Annotated in this window: 16 protein-coding genes, 1 tRNA gene and 1 pseudogene; all 18 read left to right on the top strand. The window is 68.6% G+C overall.

The window, feature by feature from the left end:
* Window positions 1-122: 122 nt before the first annotated feature.
* Entirely contained in the window at window positions 123-1,067 is a 945-nt protein-coding gene (locus CJ179_RS28525; protein WP_072941904.1) for a M48 family metallopeptidase, read from the top strand.
* Entirely contained in the window at window positions 1,064-2,059 is a 996-nt protein-coding gene (locus CJ179_RS28530; RefSeq protein WP_072941901.1) for an HAD-IIA family hydrolase, read from the top strand. The genes CJ179_RS28525 and CJ179_RS28530 overlap by 4 nt, the downstream gene beginning before the upstream one ends.
* 77 nt (window positions 2,060-2,136) lie before the next feature.
* Window positions 2,137-2,364, top strand: a complete 228-nt coding sequence (locus CJ179_RS50650) for a hypothetical protein (protein WP_043943807.1) — start codon at window positions 2,137-2,139, stop codon at window positions 2,362-2,364.
* 1 nt (window position 2,365) lies between these two features.
* A complete protein-coding gene (locus CJ179_RS28535; protein ID WP_095863646.1) occupies window positions 2,366-3,196 on the top strand; it encodes a TlyA family RNA methyltransferase in 831 nt (276 codons plus the stop codon).
* Window positions 3,193-4,155, top strand: a complete 963-nt coding sequence (locus CJ179_RS28540) for an NAD kinase (protein WP_072941897.1) — start codon at window positions 3,193-3,195, stop codon at window positions 4,153-4,155. Before CJ179_RS28535 ends, CJ179_RS28540 begins: the two co-directional genes overlap by 4 nt.
* 2 nt (window positions 4,156-4,157) lie before the next feature.
* A complete protein-coding gene (recN, locus tag CJ179_RS28545) occupies window positions 4,158-5,930 on the top strand; it encodes a DNA repair protein RecN (RefSeq protein WP_072941895.1) in 1,773 nt (590 codons plus the stop codon).
* 101 nt (window positions 5,931-6,031) lie between these two features.
* Complete coding sequence (steA, locus tag CJ179_RS28550; RefSeq protein ID WP_095863647.1) at window positions 6,032-7,216, top strand: putative cytokinetic ring protein SteA; 1,185 nt, start codon at window positions 6,032-6,034, stop codon at window positions 7,214-7,216.
* Window positions 7,213-8,163, top strand: a complete 951-nt coding sequence (locus CJ179_RS28555; protein WP_095863648.1) for a copper transporter — start codon at window positions 7,213-7,215, stop codon at window positions 8,161-8,163. Before steA ends, CJ179_RS28555 begins: the two co-directional genes overlap by 4 nt.
* Before the next feature lie 141 nt (window positions 8,164-8,304).
* Window positions 8,305-10,077, top strand: a complete 1,773-nt coding sequence (locus tag CJ179_RS28560) for a CTP synthase (protein ID WP_072941889.1) — start codon at window positions 8,305-8,307, stop codon at window positions 10,075-10,077.
* A 13-nt stretch (window positions 10,078-10,090) separates the two neighbouring features.
* Complete coding sequence (locus CJ179_RS28565; RefSeq protein WP_072941887.1) at window positions 10,091-10,759, top strand: NUDIX hydrolase; 669 nt, start codon at window positions 10,091-10,093, stop codon at window positions 10,757-10,759.
* 108 nt (window positions 10,760-10,867) lie between these two features.
* Window positions 10,868-11,017: pseudogene (locus tag CJ179_RS28570) on the top strand (tyrosine-type recombinase/integrase); the annotation flags it as partial.
* A 58-nt stretch (window positions 11,018-11,075) separates the two neighbouring features.
* Window positions 11,076-12,080 carry a ParA family protein gene (locus tag CJ179_RS28575; RefSeq protein ID WP_072941884.1) on the top strand — a complete coding sequence of 335 codons (1,005 nt, stop codon included), beginning with the start codon at window positions 11,076-11,078 and terminating at the stop codon, window positions 12,078-12,080.
* Window positions 12,081-12,941 carry a ScpA family protein gene (locus tag CJ179_RS28580; protein WP_095863649.1) on the top strand — a complete coding sequence of 287 codons (861 nt, stop codon included), beginning with the start codon at window positions 12,081-12,083 and terminating at the stop codon, window positions 12,939-12,941. It abuts the gene before it with no gap.
* Window positions 12,938-13,651: an SMC-Scp complex subunit ScpB gene (scpB, locus tag CJ179_RS28585; protein ID WP_095863650.1), complete on the top strand. Its 714-nt coding sequence runs from the start codon at window positions 12,938-12,940 to the stop codon at window positions 13,649-13,651. Before CJ179_RS28580 ends, scpB begins: the two co-directional genes overlap by 4 nt.
* Before the next feature lie 16 nt (window positions 13,652-13,667).
* The gene (locus CJ179_RS28590; RefSeq protein ID WP_095863651.1) at window positions 13,668-14,720 is read left to right on the top strand and encodes a pseudouridine synthase; all 1,053 of its coding nucleotides are present in this window, start codon (window positions 13,668-13,670) and stop codon (window positions 14,718-14,720) included.
* Window positions 14,717-15,406, top strand: coding sequence for a (d)CMP kinase (gene cmk / locus CJ179_RS28595; RefSeq protein ID WP_095863652.1), 690 nt, complete (start codon window positions 14,717-14,719; stop codon window positions 15,404-15,406). The genes CJ179_RS28590 and cmk overlap by 4 nt, the downstream gene beginning before the upstream one ends.
* A complete protein-coding gene (der, locus tag CJ179_RS28600) occupies window positions 15,403-16,830 on the top strand; it encodes a ribosome biogenesis GTPase Der (protein WP_012687907.1) in 1,428 nt (475 codons plus the stop codon). Before cmk ends, der begins: the two co-directional genes overlap by 4 nt.
* A gap of 86 nt (window positions 16,831-16,916) precedes the next feature.
* Window positions 16,917-16,993, top strand: a tRNA-Pro gene (locus CJ179_RS28605).
* The last annotated feature ends 51 nt before the right edge of the window (window positions 16,994-17,044 follow it).

Raw genomic sequence — 17,044 nt, forward strand, 5'->3', positions numbered from 1 at the left:
AGCCCTCCAGCGCCGATGGTACTGCACCCGACAGGGTGTGGGAGAGTAGGACACCGCCGAACATCCGTTACCGAAAGGGGACCCAATATACTGGGTCCCCTTTCGTGGTTTGTGTGAAAGGAATGACTGTGTCGGAGAGTGACGACGGACGTCGGTCCTTCCGCGGAGGCAATGCCTCCAACAGCAATCGTGGCGGTGCGTCCAGCGGCGACCGTGGCGGCGCCGGCGGTTCGGGTCGTGGTGGCTCGTCCGGTGGTCCCCGTCGCGATTCGCGCGACAACCGTGGCGGTGCCGGCGGCGATCGTCGCGGTGGCGGACCCCGTCGTGGCGGTGAGGGCGGCTTCGCGCCTCGCGGACGTGAAGGTGACCGTCCGCAGCGGCAGCAGGCCCGTCCGGACGAACCGGATCTGCCCGAGAACGTCGAGGCCGGTGAGCTCGATCCCGCGGTACGTCGCGATCTGCTGAGCTTGGACAAGACGAACGCGAACACGGTTGCGCGCCACCTGGTGATGGCCGGCAAACTCGTCGACGATGATCCGCGACTTGCGCTCGCGCATGCGCGAGCGGCGCGCCAGCGTGCGGGCCGCATCGCCATCGTCCGTGAGGCCGCGGGTATCACCGCGTACCACGCCGGCGAATGGGCGGAGGCGCTGTCGGAGTTGCGCGCTGCTCGTCGCATGGCAGGCGGTCCCGGACTGCTCGCGGTGATGGCGGACTGCGAACGTGGACTGGGTCGCCCGGAGCGTGCGATCGAACTCGGGCGAAGCGAGGAAGCTGCTGCGCTGTCCGGTGACGAGGCTGCCGAACTGCGCATGGTGGTCGCCGGAGCGCGCATGGACCTCGGTCAGTTCGATCAGGCCGTGGTCACGCTGCAGACCCCCGATCTCGACGCCGCGCGGACCGGTCCCGGTGCCGCCCGTCTGTTCTACGCGTATGCCGATGCGCTGGTGGCGGCCGGTCGCATCGAGGACGGACTCAAGTGGTTCCTCAACGCCGCTGCGGCGGATCTCGAGGGTGACACCGACGCGGAGGAGCGTGTGGCCGAGCTGACCGGAGACGATCAGTGACGACCCTGCGGGAGAATTACGACGCTCTGCTGCTCGACCTGGACGGCACGCTGTACCAGGGGCCGCAGGAAATCCCCGGTGCGCGTGAGGCTTTGGCGACCGGGACGCAGCCCTGCTACTACGTGACCAACAACGCCAGTCGCAGTCCCGGCGACGTCGCGGAGCACCTGACCGAACTCGGCTTCGCCGCCGACGAGTCGACGGTGGTGACGAGTTCGCAGTCCGCGGCCAGGCTCCTCGCGGAGAACGTGGCACCGGGCTCGGCGGTGCTGGTCGTGGGCACGGAAGCGCTCGCCGACGAGGTCCGGAACGTCGGACTGCGTCCGGTGCGGTCGTTCGAGGACGCACCCGCCGCCGTCGTCCAGGGACATTCGCCGACCACGGACTGGGCGATCCTCGCCGAGGCGACCCTCGCGATCCGTGCGGGCGCCGTCTGGGTGGCGGCGAACCTGGACTCGACCCTCCCCACCGAGCGGGGTCTCGTCCTCGGCAACGGTTCGATGGTCGCGGCCCTGCGCGCGGCGACATCCCGCGAACCACTCGTGGCGGGCAAGCCGGCAGCACCGCTGATGGAAGACGCGATGCGCCGCAGCGGTTGTGTGCGGCCCCTGGTGGTCGGCGACAGGCTGGACACCGACATCGAAGGCGCCAGCAACGTCGGTCTCGACTCGCTACTGGTCCTCACCGGCGTGAGCACCGCGATCGACGTCCTGCGTGCCGCCCCGGAGCAGCGCCCCACCTACCTGGCATCCGCACTGGACGCACTCAACCGGCCCGCCGACGAGTCGCTGGTCGGTGAGGACAGCCGGTGGTCCGTCGATTTCGACGGCACCGATCTGGTGATCGAACCGACCGCGGATTCGACCGAGCCGGTGGATTCGACTGAGTTGCTGCGAGTGGTGGCCGTCGGTGCGTGGAAATTCCCCGACTTCGTGCGGATCACATCGACGACGCCCGCGGTGAGCGCGGTCGTGTCCGGCTGGGGTGCCTGAAAGCCGCCCGACCCGCGTTGTTCGTCACGCGATTCGCTGTATGCGTATCGGAACGCGATGGACTAGCGTTGTGCCCGATGAGCACGCCAATACCGCGCCCGGGAGCCCATCTACCTGGGCCTCCTCAGAGTGTCGACCCCGAGAAGATCCACACGGAGGTCGACGGATTGTTGTCGCGGCTCGGAGCCGTCGAACCTGATCCCGACGACGAGCACGGCGTCGGGGTCATTCCACGCAAAGCCCACCTTCTCGAGAAGGCGCACGACGTGCTGGTGGAGGCCCTGGCCACCGTGGACAAGATCTGACGTGGCCCGTCGAGCACGGGTGGATGCCGAACTCGTTCGGCGGGGGCTGGCCCGGTCCCGAGAACACGCGCAAGAACTCATCGCCTCCGGCCGAGTGCTGATCTCGGGTGCGGCAGCGACCAAACCGGCCACCGCCATCGAAGCGGGAACCCCGTTGCGGGTCGTCGAGGTCGACAACGAAGTGTCCTGGGCATCCCGTGGCGCGCACAAACTCCTCGGCGCTCTCGAGGCGTTCGGCCCCCGCGGACTCGAAGTCGACGGCAAGCGTTGCCTCGACGCCGGCGCATCGACCGGCGGCTTCACCGATGTGCTGCTGCACCACGGCGCGCGGGAGGTTGTGGCGGTGGACGTCGGGTACGGACAGTTGGTGTGGCGGCTGCAGTCCGACGACCGCGTGCACGTCGTGGACCGCACCAACGTGCGATCCATCGATGCCGAGCAGATCGGCGGCCCGGTCGAACTGGTGGTCGCGGACCTGTCGTTCATCTCCCTGAAGCTGGTTCTCCCGGCGTTCGTCGCCTGCGTGGGCGAGGGCGCAGACCTGATTCCGATGGTGAAGCCGCAGTTCGAGGTCGGCAAGGATCACGTGGGCTCCGGTGGGGTGGTGCGTGACCCGGAGTTGCGGGTCGCCGCGGTACTGGATGTCGCGAAGACGGCGGCCTCGCTCGGACTGCGTACCGTCGGTGCGGTGGCCAGCCCGCTGCCGGGACCGTCGGGGAACGTCGAATACTTCCTGTGGCTCCGCGCGGATGTCACACCCGGGACGGATGATGTACCGGTCGAGTCGGTAGAAGAGTTGATCCGCACCGCGGTGCAGGAGGGACCACAGTGAGCGGGGGAAGCAGCGGCGCCCAGCAACGCGAGCGGGAGATCCTGCTCGTGGCGCACCCGGGTCGCGCCGAGATCACGGAGACGGCGCGGCGCGTCGGCAAGATCTTCGAGCGGGCCGGGATCGGACTGCGCGTCCTCGTCGACGAGGTCGACAGCACTCGCATCGAACCGATGGACGGCATGGCGGCCGACGAATTCCTGGTTCCCGGGCTGGAAGTGACCATCGTGCAGGCAGGCCCCGACGCGGCCCTCGGGTGCGAGATGGTGCTCGTCCTCGGTGGGGATGGGACGTTCCTCCGGGCGGCGGAACTCGCCCAGGCCGCGTCCATTCCGGTCCTCGGCATCAATCTGGGCCGGATCGGGTTCCTCGCGGAGACGGAGGCCGAGCACCTCGACGAGGCGCTCGGACAGGTGGTGCGCCGGGAATACCGCATCGAACACCGCATGACGCTGGACGTGCTCGTCCGGGTGGACGACGAGATCATCGAACGAGGCTGGGCGCTCAACGAGGCGAGCATCGAGAACCGGTCCCGGCTCGGTGTCCTCGAGGTGGTGCTCGAGGTGGACGGGCGGCCGGTGTCGGCGTTCGGCTGCGACGGCGTGCTCATCTCCACACCCACCGGGTCGACGGCATACGCGTTCTCCGCGGGTGGCCCTGTGGTGTGGCCGGAGCTCGAGGCGCTGCTGGTCGTCCCTAGCAACGCGCATGCCTTGTTCGCGCGCCCCCTCGTGACGAGCCCGGAATCGCTGATCGCGGTGGAGACGGTGGCAGGCAGCCACGACGGCCTGGTGTTCTGCGACGGTCGCCGGACCCTGGAATTGCCTGCGGGCGCCCGCGTCGAAGTGGTGCGTGGCAAGGAACCCGTTCGTTGGGTACGACTGGATTCGGCGCCGTTCGCGGACCGGATGGTGCGAAAGTTCGAGCTGCCCGTCACCGGGTGGCGAGGAAGGAAGCCCTAGACGTGCTGGCAGAGATCAGGATCGACAACCTCGGTGTGATCTCCGAGGCGTCGGCGCAATTCCACGAAGGTTTGACGGTGCTCACGGGTGAGACCGGTGCGGGCAAGACGATGGTGGTGACGAGCCTGCACCTGCTCAGCGGTGCGCGAGCAGACGCGGGACGGGTTCGCCTCGGTGCGCCCCGCGCCGTCGTCGAGGGCCGGTTCATGACCGACGAAGGCTCGGAGCACGTCGAACGCGCCGTGTCCCGGCTGCTCGAATCGACCGGTGCCGAGCGCGACGAGGACGGCACCATCATCGCGGTCCGCACCGTCGGCAGCGACGGCCGGTCCCGTGCCCACCTGGGTGGGCGCAGCGTTCCGGCGGGCGTGTTGTCCGAGTTCACCGATCCGCTGCTCACCGTGCACGGGCAGAACGACCAGCTGCGGCTGCTCCGCCCGGACCAGCAGTGCGCCGCACTCGACCGATTCGCGGACAAGACGGTCGGTCCGCTGGTCGCGCGGTACCGCAAGCACCGCGACGAGTGGATGACCGCGCGATCCGAACTCATCGAACGGACCGGTCGTACGCGGGAACTCGCGCAGGAAGCCGACCAACTGACATTCGCCCTCAACGAGATCGACGGCGTCGCCCCGGCCCCGGGCGAGGACGAGTCGATCGTCTCCGAGGTCCGCAGGCTCAGCGAACTCGACTCGCTGCGGTCGGCGGCGGAGGAAGCACACGCCGCGCTCGCAGGCGGCGACGACATGGACGGCGACGGTGTGGCCGCGCCCGCGCTGGACCTGCTGTCCGAGGCGCGGGCCCGGATCGAATCGGCCACCGACCCCGAACTCGACGGACTCGGACCCCGCCTCGCCGAGGTGATCGCGGTGGTCACCGACGTCTCCGCCGACCTCACCACATACCTCGCCGGACTGCCCGCGGACCCGGGGGCACTGGACTCCCTGCTGTCCCGGCAGGCGGAGCTGAAGAACCTCATCCGCAAGTACGCCGCCGACGTCGACGGCGTCCTGGAATGGGCCGACAACGCCCGTGCGCGGCTCGAGAAGATCGACGTGTCCTCCGACGCGCTGGCCGCGCTGACGAAACAGGTGGAGGAGTCGGCGGCGTCGACCGCGGAGGCCGCGTCCAAACTGACCGCCGCCCGCGTCAAGGCCGCGACCAAACTCGCCAAGGCCGTCAGCTCCGAACTCGCCGGTCTGGCAATGGGCCGGGCGGCGCTCGAGGTGACGGTCCGGCCCCGGATCGCCGGACCCCAGGACACGGCCCCGCTCACCGTCGACGGCACCGAACTCCATGCGGGATCGTCCGGCGTCGACGAAGTGGAGTTCCGGCTGTCGGCGCACAGCGGCGCGCAGTCGCTGCCCATCAGCAAGAGCGCGTCCGGCGGTGAGCTCTCACGAGTGATGCTCGCCCTCGAGGTGGTGCTCGCCGGGTCCGACTCGGGCGCGACGATGGTGTTCGACGAGGTCGACGCCGGTGTCGGCGGACGGGCAGCGGTCGAGATCGGCAGGCGGCTGGCCCGGTTGGCCCGCACGCACCAGGTCATCGTCGTCACGCACCTGCCGCAGGTCGCGGCGTTCGCGGACACCCACCTGGTGGTCGACAAGGTCGACGACGAGGACGGCGTCGTCAGCAGTGGCGTGCACACACTCACCGACGACGAACGGGTCGTGGAACTGGCCCGGATGCTCGCCGGCCTCGACGACACCGAGACCGGACGCGCCCACGCGGAGGAGCTGTTGGCGACCGCCAGCGCCGAGCGTTCCGCCTGACCCGGCCCGGCGGGCCGTCCGTGGTAATGGTGTGACTGATGTGGTAAACGGTTCGGCGCGCCTCCACAGGTCGGTCCGGCTTCCGGTCCATCATCGAATCCATGAAGATGCCGGCACTGCTGTCACGTAACACCGAAACTTTGCCTGGGGTCAGCGGCATCGCCAGGGTGGATCGCAACACGGCCAAGTTGCTGCGCCGCGTCGGACCCGGTGACATCGTCGTTCTCGACGAGCTCGACCTCGATCGTGGAACCGCGGATGCCCTGGTGAAGGCCGGCGTTCTCGCAGTGATCAACGCGTCACCCTCGATCTCGGGGCGCTATCCCAATCTCGGCCCGGAGGTGATCGTCGCCAACGGGATCCTCCTGGTGGATTCGGCGGGCGCCGAGGTCTTCAAGAGCATCAAGGACGGCAGCAAGGTCCGGGTGAACGGGGGAGGTGTCTACTCTGGGGAACGGCGCATCGCCAAGGGCGACGAACAGACCGAGGCGGAGATCTCCGACCGGATGATCGAGGCGAAGACCGGTCTCGTCGACCACCTCGAGGCGTTCTCCGGCAACACCATCGAGTTCATCCGCACCGAGAGCCCGTTGCTGATCGACGGGGTCGGGGTCCCCGACGTCGACGTCGACATGAAGGAACGGCACGTCGTCATCGTGTCCGACGGCCCGGACCACGCGTCCGACCTGAAGAACCTCAAGCCGTTCATCAAGGAGTACTCGCCGATCCTCATCGGCGTCGGGGCAGGCGCCGACGTCCTGAAGTCGGCGGGCTATCGCCCCGACCTCATCGTCGGCGACCCCGAGGACATCACCAGCGCGACGTTGAAGTCGGGCGCCGAGGTGGTTCTGCCCGCCGACCAGGACGGCCACGCACCCGGTCTGTCGCGCATCCAGGACCTCGGCATCGGAGCGATGACGTTCCCCGCGTCCGGATCCCCGTCCGACCTGGCACTCCTGCTGGCCGACCACCACGGCGCGTCGCTGATCGTCACGGTCGGGAGCACCGTCTCCCTCGACGAGTTCTTCGACCGCGGCCGCCGCGACAGCAACCCGTCGGCGTTCATGACCCGCCTGAAGGTCGGGCCGAAACTGGTGGACGCGAAGGCCGTGGCGACCCTGTACCGCAGCCGGGTGTCGGGCGGCGCGATCGCGCTGCTCGTCCTCGCCGCTCTCGTGGCGGTGATCGTGGCTCTGGTCGTGTCCAACGTGGGTGGTGAGGCACTCGATTGGGCTGTCGCGACGTGGAACAGCTTCGCGTTGTGGGTGCAGGGGTTCTTCAAGTGATTTCTCTGCGTCAACATGCCATTTCCATAGCGGCGATCTTTCTGGCTCTGGCAATCGGCGTGGTGATGGGCTCCGGCCTGTTGTCGAGTGGTCTCGTGTCGGGGCTGCGCGACGACAAGGCCGACTTGCAGACCGACATGGAGAACGCGACAGAACGCAACAACCAACTGACCGAGCAGTTGAACTCGGCCGACGGATTCGATTCCGCGGTGGGCGGCCGCGTGGTCGCCGACTCGCTCGCGCAGCGCACCGTGATGGTCGTGACGACCCCCGATGCCGACCCCGCCGACCTCGACGGGGTCAACCGGATGATCGCGCAAGCAGGAGGTTCGGTGACCGGGCGGGTGTCGTTGACCGACTCGTTCGTCGACGCCACCGGCGGCGACCGGTTGCGGACGGTCGTCAACAATGTGATCCCCGCGGGCGTCACGTTGAAGACCGGGGCCGTCGACCAGGGCAGCCTCGCAGGCGACCTGCTGGGTTCGGTCCTCATGCTCGGCAAGGAGACGGGTCAGCCGCAGAGTTCCGCCCAGGAGATGGCGCTTGCCCTCGAGACCCTGCGCGGCGCCGGATTCGTCAGCTACGACGACGGGGCCGTCCAGCCTGCGCAGGTCGCGGTGGTGCTGACCGGAGATCGGGACGTGGAGGACGGCGTCAGCGGCAACCGCGGTGCGGTCGTGGCCCGGTTCGCGGGCGCGCTGGACTCGCGCGGTGCCGGGGCGGTGCTCGCCGGACGTCCGGCCTCCGCCCAGGGCAACGGCGCGGTCGCCGTGGCACGCGCCGACGCCGCCCTCTCTGCGGCGCTCACGACGATCGACAACATCGACCGGGAAGCGGGCAAGATCACCGTTCCGCTGGCGCTGCAGGAGCAACTGAACGGCGGCGCAGGCCGGTACGGCACGGGACCCGGCACCACCGGAGTCACCGTGGGGGCCACCCCGGCGTAGCGCGCGTCACATCGGGGCGGGCAATCGCGGCGCGTTGTTTCCGGGACGTCCGCCGAGGTGTTACCGTGAAGTCCCGTGGGTCGGCAGGCCCCAGCATTGCTCGAACAGACCAAGCCCTGCACAGTCGTCACGGGAGCCCCTTTGCCACAGTCACGCACTCATTCGCGTACCGCCACCAAGCACATCTTCGTGAGCGGCGGCGTCGCCTCCTCACTTGGCAAGGGCCTCACAGCCTCGAGCCTCGGGCAATTGCTGACCGCGCGGGGAATGCGCGTGACCATGCAGAAACTGGATCCGTACCTCAACGTCGATCCGGGCACGATGAACCCCTTCCAGCACGGTGAGGTCTTCGTCACCGAGGACGGCGCCGAGACCGACCTCGACGTCGGCCACTACGAGCGCTTCCTCGACCGCGACCTGTCCGGTCAGGCGAATGTGACCACCGGCCAGGTGTATTCGACGGTCATCGCCAAGGAGCGGCGCGGCGAATACCTCGGCGACACCGTCCAGGTCATTCCGCACATCACGGACGAGATCAAGAGTCGGATCCTCGCGATGAGCGGGCCGGATCTGCAGGGACACCGCCCCGACGTCGTCATCACGGAGATCGGCGGCACCGTCGGCGACATCGAGTCGCAGCCGTTCCTCGAGGCCGCCCGTCAGGTGCGCCACGACGTCGGCCGGGACAACGTCTTCTTCCTCCACGTCTCCCTGGTCCCGTACCTGGCGCCGTCGGGTGAGCTCAAGACGAAGCCCACCCAGCACTCGGTCGCCGCGCTGCGGAACATCGGCATCCAGCCCGACGCGCTGATCCTGCGCTGCGACCGCGAGGTCCCCCCGGCGCTGAAGAACAAGATCGCGCTCATGTGCGACGTCGACGTCGACGGCTGCATCTCGACCCCCGACGCGCCGTCGATCTACGACATCCCGAAGGTGCTGCACAGCGAGGGCCTCGACGCGTACGTCGTCCGTCAGCTGGGACTGCCGTTCCGCGACGTGGACTGGACCGTATGGGGAAACCTGCTCGAGCGCGTCCACCAGCCGCGCGAGACCGTGCGGATCGCCCTGGTCGGAAAATACGTCGACCTGCCGGACGCGTACCTGTCCGTCACCGAGGCGCTGCGTGCAGGCGGGTTCGCGAACCGCTCGAAGGTGGAGATCTCGTGGGTGCCGTCCGACGCATGTGAGACCGAGGCGGGCGCGCAGGCCGCGCTCGGCGACGTCGACGGCGTGCTGATCCCCGGTGGCTTCGGCATCCGCGGCATCGAGGGCAAGCTCGGCGCGATCCGGTACGCCCGCCACCGGAAGATCCCCCTGCTCGGACTGTGCCTGGGTCTGCAGTGCGTCGTGATCGAGGCCGCGCGCAGCGTGGGTCTGGACGACGCCAACTCCGCCGAGTTCGAACCCGAGACCACGCACCCCGTGATCTCCACGATGGCCGACCAGGAAGACGTCATCGCCGGTGAGGCCGACCTCGGTGGCACGATGCGCCTCGGCGCGTACCCCGCAGTCCTGGCGAAGGGGTCCGTCGTGGCGCGGGCGTACGGCACCGAAGAGGTGTCGGAGCGGCACCGTCACCGCTACGAGGTCAACAACGCGTACCGGGACCGGATCGCCAAGAGCGGACTCCGGTTCAGCGGCACCTCTCCCGACGGTCACCTCGTCGAGTTCGTCGAGTACCCGGCCGACCAGCACCCGTTCTTCGTCGCCACGCAGGCCCACCCCGAGCTGAAGAGCCGTCCGACGCGCCCGCATCCTCTGTTCGCGGCGTTCGTCGACGCGGCGCTGAGGCACAAGCTCGAGGAGCGCCTCCCCGTCGACGTGCACGGCGAGGAGCGTGCGGCGGCCGCCGACGCCGAGATCGCCGATTCCGCCGACCGCGACGAGGTCGCGTCGGTCGACAGCGCGGGATAGGGCGAGACGGACTATGCCCGACATCGGCCGGCACGAATTCGAGACCCTCGACTCGCGCGCCGTCTACAGCGGCGCGATCCTCGCGCTGCGGGTGGATCACGTCGCAATGCCGGACGGCCGGACCGCCGAACGTGAGGTGGTCGAGCACCACGGCGCCGTCGCAGTCGTGGTGCTCGACGAGGAGGACCGGGTCGTCCTGATCCACCAGTACCGGCACCCGGTGGGGCGCCGGTTGTGGGAGATCCCGGCGGGTCTGCTGGACGAGCCGGGGGAGGACCCCGTCGACGCCGCGCGACGCGAACTGGCGGAAGAGACCGGCCTCGCGGCCCGGCGCTGGTCCGTCCTCGTGGATGTCGTTCTCTCACCGGGGTTCACGGACGAGTCGGTGCGCGTGTTCCTCGCCGAGGACCTGTACGAGGTGGACCGGCCCGACCCGGAGGACGAGGAAGCCGACCTCGAGATCGAGCGGATTCCGTTCGACGAGGTCGTGTCGATGGTGCTGAACGGGACCATCGTCAACGCCACGGCCGCATCCGGCGTCATGGCCCTCGCCGCCGCCCGGTCCCGGCCGGGCGGTCTCGGCGAACTCCGCGACGTGAGCGCCCCCTGGGTCGATCGCCCCGAACGGTTCAGCGAGCGGAAGCGCGCACGTGCCGCTGGGGACGAAGCCGCGCGGACATGACGTGGTGATCGCCCTGCGGACGGGTGATCCGAACCGTGAACTGCCGCCGCTGGCGGCGAGTTCGGTGGCCCGGGCGCTGTTCGCCGGGGGCCCGCATCTCCGAGGCCGGCGCCCCACCTGCTCGACGGCGGCACCGACGTCCGCGTCGTCGAGGAGTTGCTGGGACACGCGTCGGTGACGACCACGCAGATATATACGCTGCTGACAGTGGGTGCGCTGCGCGAGGTGTGGGCGGGAGCGCACCCCCTGGCGCGGTAGCGGAAAGCGTGTCGAGGGGAAAATTCACGGTACGAGGCGGTAGCGTTCGTATAACGATGTGGGATCGACAGCGATCATCGAGAGAACAGGGGATCATCGGACCGTGGTGACACCGCAGCCGCCAGCGGCGGAGTCAGAGCACTCGCAACCGGAGGGCGACATGTTCGACGTGCGGCAAACCGACACCGCAGACTTGTTCGACGACGCTGCCGTGGTCGTGGAGGAGGAACTCGGCCCCACGGGTCGGCCGACGCGTGAGGTACCGGAACCCGCCCCGTTGCCCTCGCACGGCCCGGCCAAGATCGTCGCGATGTGCAACCAGAAGGGCGGCGTCGGCAAGACGACGTCGACGATCAATCTGGGTGCGTCGCTGGCCGAATACGGCCGGCGGGTCCTGCTCGTCGACCTCGATCCCCAGGGGGCGCTGTCCGCGGGCCTCGGAGTCGCGCACAACGACCTCGAACTGACCGTCCACAATCTGCTCGTCGAACCGCGCGTCTCCATCGACGACGTCCTGATGCGGACGCGTGTCGAGGGCCTCGACCTTCTGCCGAGCAACATCGACCTGTCGGCGGCGGAGATCCAGCTCGTCACCGAGGTGGGCCGTGAGCAGACGCTCGGTCGCGTGCTGCATCCCGTGCTCGACCGCTACGACTACGTCCTCATCGACTGCCAGCCGTCCCTCGGTCTGCTCACGGTCAACGCGCTGGCCTGCGCGGACTCGGTGATCATCCCGATGGAATGCGAGTACTTCAGCCTGCGCGGCCTGGCGCTGCTCAACGACACAGTCGAGAAGGTCCACGACAGGCTCAACCCGCGCCTCGAACTCGCCGGCATCGTCGTGACGATGTTCGACTCGCGTACCCTGCACGCGCGCGAGGTGATGGCTCGCGTGGTGGAGGTGTTCGGGGACCTGGTCTACGACACCGTGATCAACCGGACCGTGCGATTCCCCGAGACCTCCGTCGCCGGGGAACCGATCACCACCTGGGCGCCCAAGTCGACCGGCGCCGAGGCGTACCGTGCGCTGGCACGCGAGGTCATTCACCGGTCCGGCCGGTAAGTGGTGAATACGCAAGACATTCCGGCACCACCGCAGACCGAGGGTTCGAACAGCGAGGACCCGCAGGCGCCCGCCGTCAAGCCCGGCTTCCGGGTGACGCTGCGCAACTTCGAGGGACCGTTCGATCTGCTCCTCACCCTTATCAACCAGCGACAGCTGGACGTCACGGAAGTCGCGCTGCACCAGGTGACGGACGACTTCATCGCCTACACCCGCACGCTCGGCGCGGAGATGGGACTCGACCAGACGACGGAATTCCTGGTCGTCGCCGCGACGCTGCTCGATCTGAAGGCGGCGCGTCTGCTCCCGGCGGGGCAGGTGGAGGACGCCGAGGACCTCGCGCTTCTCGAGGCGCGCGACCTGCTGTTCGCCCGGCTGCTGCAGTACCGCGCCTACAAGCAGGTTGCGCAACTGTTCGGTGAGCTCGAGGCGGCCGCGCTGCGCCGGTATCCGCGGTCGGCGGCACTGGAGGACCAGTTCACCCAGTTGCTGCCGGAAGTGTTGCTCGGCGTCGACCCGCAGCGGTTCGCGGAGATCGCCGCGACCGTGTTCACACCCCGCCCGAAGCCCACCGTGGGACTCGACCACCTGCACGACATGCACGCGGTGTCGGTCCCCGAACAGGCGGCGCGGATGCTGGAACTGCTCCGCGAGCGCGGCGCCGGGGAGTGGGCGACCTTCGGCGACCTCGTCTCGGAGTGCGAGGTCACCGCCCTGATCGTGGCAAGATTCCTCGCGCTGCTCGAGCTGTACCGCGAGCAGTCGGTGTTGTTCGAACAGCCCGAGCCACTCGGGGAATTGCTGGTGAGCTGGACCGGGGAACGCACAGACGCCCCGGTGACCGAGGAGGATTACGGATGAGTTCGGCCCCGCTCGACGAGCCGGACGACGAGGGCGCCGTCGACGCGGAACCCGAGCTGTCGGACACGGAACCCGAGTTGTCGGACACCGAACTCGCTGCGGTTCTCGAGTCGTTGCTGCTGATCGTCGACTCTCCGGCCGGTGCGGAGCAGCTCGCGTCCGCGACCGGTGCTTCTGTGAATCGCATCACGGAGACGCTGAACCGCATGTCCGCCGAGCTCACCGCCCGGGGAAGCGGGATGGACCTCCGATATGCCGGTGACGGTTGGCGTCTCTACACCCGCACCGCGTACGCGCCCTACGTGGAACGGCTCCTGCTCGACGGAGCCCGCTCCAAACTGACGAGGGCGGCGTTGGAAACTCTGGCCGTGGTGGCATACCGTCAACCGTTGACCCGCGCACGGATCAGTGCGGTGCGCGGCGTCAACGTGGATGGTGTGGTGCGCACACTTCTCGCTCGCGGGTTGATCGCCGAAGCCGGCGTCGATCCCGATACCAACGCCACGCACTACTCGACGACGGAACTCTTCCTGGAACGGCTCGGCTTGGCGTCTCTGGCCGATCTTCCCGCGTTGGCTCCGTTGTTGCCGGATGTGGATCTGATAGATGACATCAGTGACAGTCTGGAATCTGACCCACGATTTGCGAGAATGAATAAAGCTACGGCTTCCACAGAAGAGTTGGACACCGGGCTGGACACCGAAGACTGACAGGGATAGTACAAAAGTGAAGAAACCCGCTCGCCGAGATGGCACACCGGATCGCAACAACAAGAAGCAGCGCCCCACCAGGTCGGAGACCGGAGGGCGCACCAGGTCGGAGACCGGAGGGCGTCCGGACAGGGCCGAGGCCGGTCATCGATCAGGCCGGCCCGACGCCGCGAAGGGCAAACCTGGCAGGCCCGACCCTGCCGCGAAGAACAAGCGTGGCAAGCCCAAGTCGGCCAAGCCGCAGCGCGCGCAGGCGCAGGCCCCCAAGATCAGCAACGCCAAGCCGGCCCGGCACCAGTACGCCGACGCCGATCGGCCCGTCGGCCCGCCGCAGGGCGACGGCATGCGCCTGCAGAAGGTTCTCGCTCAGGCCGGTGTCGCGTCGCGTCGTGCGGCCGAGGAACTGATCTCGCAGGGTCGTGTCGAGGTCGACGGCCGCATCGTCATCGAACAGGGACTGCGCATCGACCCCGAGAACGCGGTGGTGCGCGTGGACGGTGTCCGCGTCGTCGTCCAGAAGGACCTGGTCCACCTCGCCCTCAACAAGCCCCGCGGCTGGCAGTCGACGATGTCGGACGACCTGGGCCGCCCGTGCGTCGGCGACATCGTCTCCGAGCGGGTCGCCGCCGGTCAGCGGTTGTTCCACGTCGGTCGGCTCGATGCCGACACCGAGGGACTGCTGCTGCTCACCAACGACGGTGACCTGGCGCATCGGCTGATGCACCCGTCGTTCGAGGTGTCGAAGACGTACCTGGCGACCGTGTCGGGTGCTCTCGAGCGCGGCGTCGGTAAGAAGCTGAAGGAGGGTGTCGAACTCGAGGACGGACCGGCGAAGGTCGACACGTTCACGCTCCTCGACATCAACGAGGGCAAGTCGCTCGTCCGGGTCACGCTGCACGAAGGCCGTAAGCACATCGTTCGTCGCCTGTTCGACGCCGTGGGGCACCCCGTCATCCGGCTCGTCCGGACGGACATCGGCGCCGTCGCGCTCGGCGACCAGCGGCCCGGTACGTTGCGCGTCCTGGGTCGTGGCGAGGTCGGCGGACTCTACGGGGCGGTGGGCCTGTGAGTGCCTCGTCGCTGGTCGTCGCGATGGACGGCCCGTCCGGAACCGGGAAGTCGAGCGTCTCGCGGATGCTGGCGCAGCGACTCGACGCCCGGTACCTCGACACCGGAGCCATGTATCGCATCGCGACGCTGCATGTGCTGCGCAAGGGCGTGGACCTCACCGATCCCGCCGCGATCGCCGACGCGACCGTCGGTCTGCCGTGGTCGATCGGAACCGACCCGGCGGGCGAGCAGGTCCTGCTCGACGGCGAGGACGTGGGGGAGGAGATCCGCGGCGACGCGGTGACCAAGGCCGTCTCGGCTGTCTCCGCCGTTCCCGCGGTGCGCGAACTGCTCGTCGCGGCGCAGCGTCGTCTCACGGGCGAGACCGAACGGATCGTCGTCGAGGGCCGGGACATCGGCACCGTCGTGCTTCCCGATGCCGACGTGAAGATCTACCTGACCGCCTCGGCGGAAGCCCGGGCCCAGCGCAGGAATGCGCAGAATCTCGCGGAAGGACGAGGCGACGACTACGCGGCCGTGCTGGCCGATGTGCAGCGCCGTGACCACCTCGACTCCACGCGCGCCGTGTCGCCGCTGCGGCCGGCCGACGATTCCGTGCTGGTCGACACCAGCGAACTCGGAATCGACGACGTGATCGGCAGGTTGCTGCTGGTGGTAAGCGAAAGAAGTGGAGCAGGGCAGTGACCGAACAATTCACCACCGAGTTCGCAGGCGACGGAACCTGGAGTGAGGAATCCGACTGGGAGGTCCTCGACCTCGAAGACGGCGGCGACGGGGAGGCCCACGTCCCGGTTCCCACGCTCGCCGTGGTCGGACGCCCGAACGTCGGCAAGTCGACGCTCGTCAACCGGATCATCGGCCGCCGCGAGGCCGTCGTCGAGGACATTCCCGGTGTGACCCGGGACCGTGTCTCGTACGAGGCGAACTGGAGCGGACGCCGGTTCATGGTGCAGGACACCGGCGGCTGGGAACCCGACGCCAAGGGCCTGCAGCAGTCGGTGGCCCGGCAGGCGGAGCTGGCGATGCAGACCGCGGACGCGATCCTGCTCGTGGTCGATGCCGTCGTCGGCGCCACCGCGACCGACGAGGCCGTGGCCAAGGTGCTGCGCCGGTCCAAGACGCCGGTTCTGCTGGTCGCCAACAAGGTGGACGACGGCCGCACCGAATCCGAGGTGGCCGCACTGTGGTCGCTGGGGCTCGGGCAGCCGCACTCGGTGAGTGCGACGCACGGCCGCGGTACGGGCGATCTCCTCGACGAGGTGCTCGCCGCCCTCCCGGAGACCCCGCGCGAGGGCATCCCCGGCGGCGGACCGCGGCGTGTGGCTCTGGTCGGGAAGCCGAATGTCGGGAAGTCGAGCCTGCTGAACAAGCTGTCGGGCGACGAGCGTTCGGTGGTCCACAACGTCGCGGGCACCACCGTCGACCCGGTCGACTCGATCGTGGAACTCGGCGGCAGGCCGTGGCGTTTCGTCGACACCGCCGGTCTGCGCAAGCGGGTCAGCCACGCCAGCGGCGCCGAGTTCTACGCGTCGCTGCGGACGAAGAGCGCTATCGAGGCCGCGGAGGTCGCGATTCTGCTGATCGACGCGTCCGAGCCGATCTCGGAGCAGGACCTGCGCGTGCTGAGCATGGTGGCCGACGCCGGCCGGGCTCTCGTCATCGCGTTCAACAAGTGGGATCTCGTCGACGAGGACCGGCGACTCCAGCTCGACCGCGAAGTCGATCGGGACCTGGTGCGGGTGCCGTGGGCGCAGCGCGTCAACATCTCGGCGCAGACGGGACGCGCGGTGCAGAAGCTGGTGCCCGCCCTCGACACGGCGCTGGAATCGTGGGACAAGCGCATTCCGACGGGCCGGCTCAACACGTGGCTCAAGGAAGTCGTGGCGGCGACGCCGCCGCCGATGCGCGGTGGCCGGCTGCCTCGCGTGATGTTCGCCACGCAGGCCGGGACGCGTCCGCCGACGTTCGTGCTGTTCACGACCGGGTTTCTCGAGGCTGGCTACCGCCGGTTCCTGGAGCGGCGCCTGCGTGAGGAGTTCAATTTCGACGGCAGCCCCGTCCGCATCTCGGTGCGGGTGCGGGAAAAGCGTGAGCGGCGGAGTCGTTGATCCGACAGAATGTGCTCTGACCAGGCGATTAGCGTTACGGACTGCCACTGATGTAATCTCATCGAGCACCTGAACGAGGGTGTGGACGGGCTGTGGCGCAGCTTGGTAGCGCACTTGACTGGGGGTCAAGTGGTCGCAGGTTCAAATCCTGTCAGCCCGACCAGATGATCGGCGAAGGCGGTTTCCCGGAAACGGGGAGCCGCCTTTTCTGTGT

Origin of the sequence: Rhodococcus sp. ACS1 (assembly GCF_002300155.1) — a bacterium.
GTDB classification, from domain to species: domain Bacteria; phylum Actinomycetota; class Actinomycetes; order Mycobacteriales; family Mycobacteriaceae; genus Rhodococcus_F; species Rhodococcus_F koreensis.

Bases quoted from the DNA above. Each gene is read 5' to 3' on its own strand.
- CJ179_RS28525 (WP_072941904.1), top strand. From the start codon at position 123: ATGACTGTGTCGGAGAGTGACGACGGACGTCGGTCCTTCCGCGGAGGC.
- CJ179_RS50650 (WP_043943807.1), top strand. From the start codon at position 2,137: ATGAGCACGCCAATACCGCGCCCGGGAGCCCATCTACCTGGGCCTCCT.
- steA (WP_095863647.1), top strand. From the start codon at position 6,032: ATGAAGATGCCGGCACTGCTGTCACGTAACACCGAAACTTTGCCTGGG.
- CJ179_RS28565 (WP_072941887.1), top strand. From the start codon at position 10,091: ATGCCCGACATCGGCCGGCACGAATTCGAGACCCTCGACTCGCGCGCC.
- scpB (WP_095863650.1), top strand. From the start codon at position 12,938: ATGAGTTCGGCCCCGCTCGACGAGCCGGACGACGAGGGCGCCGTCGAC.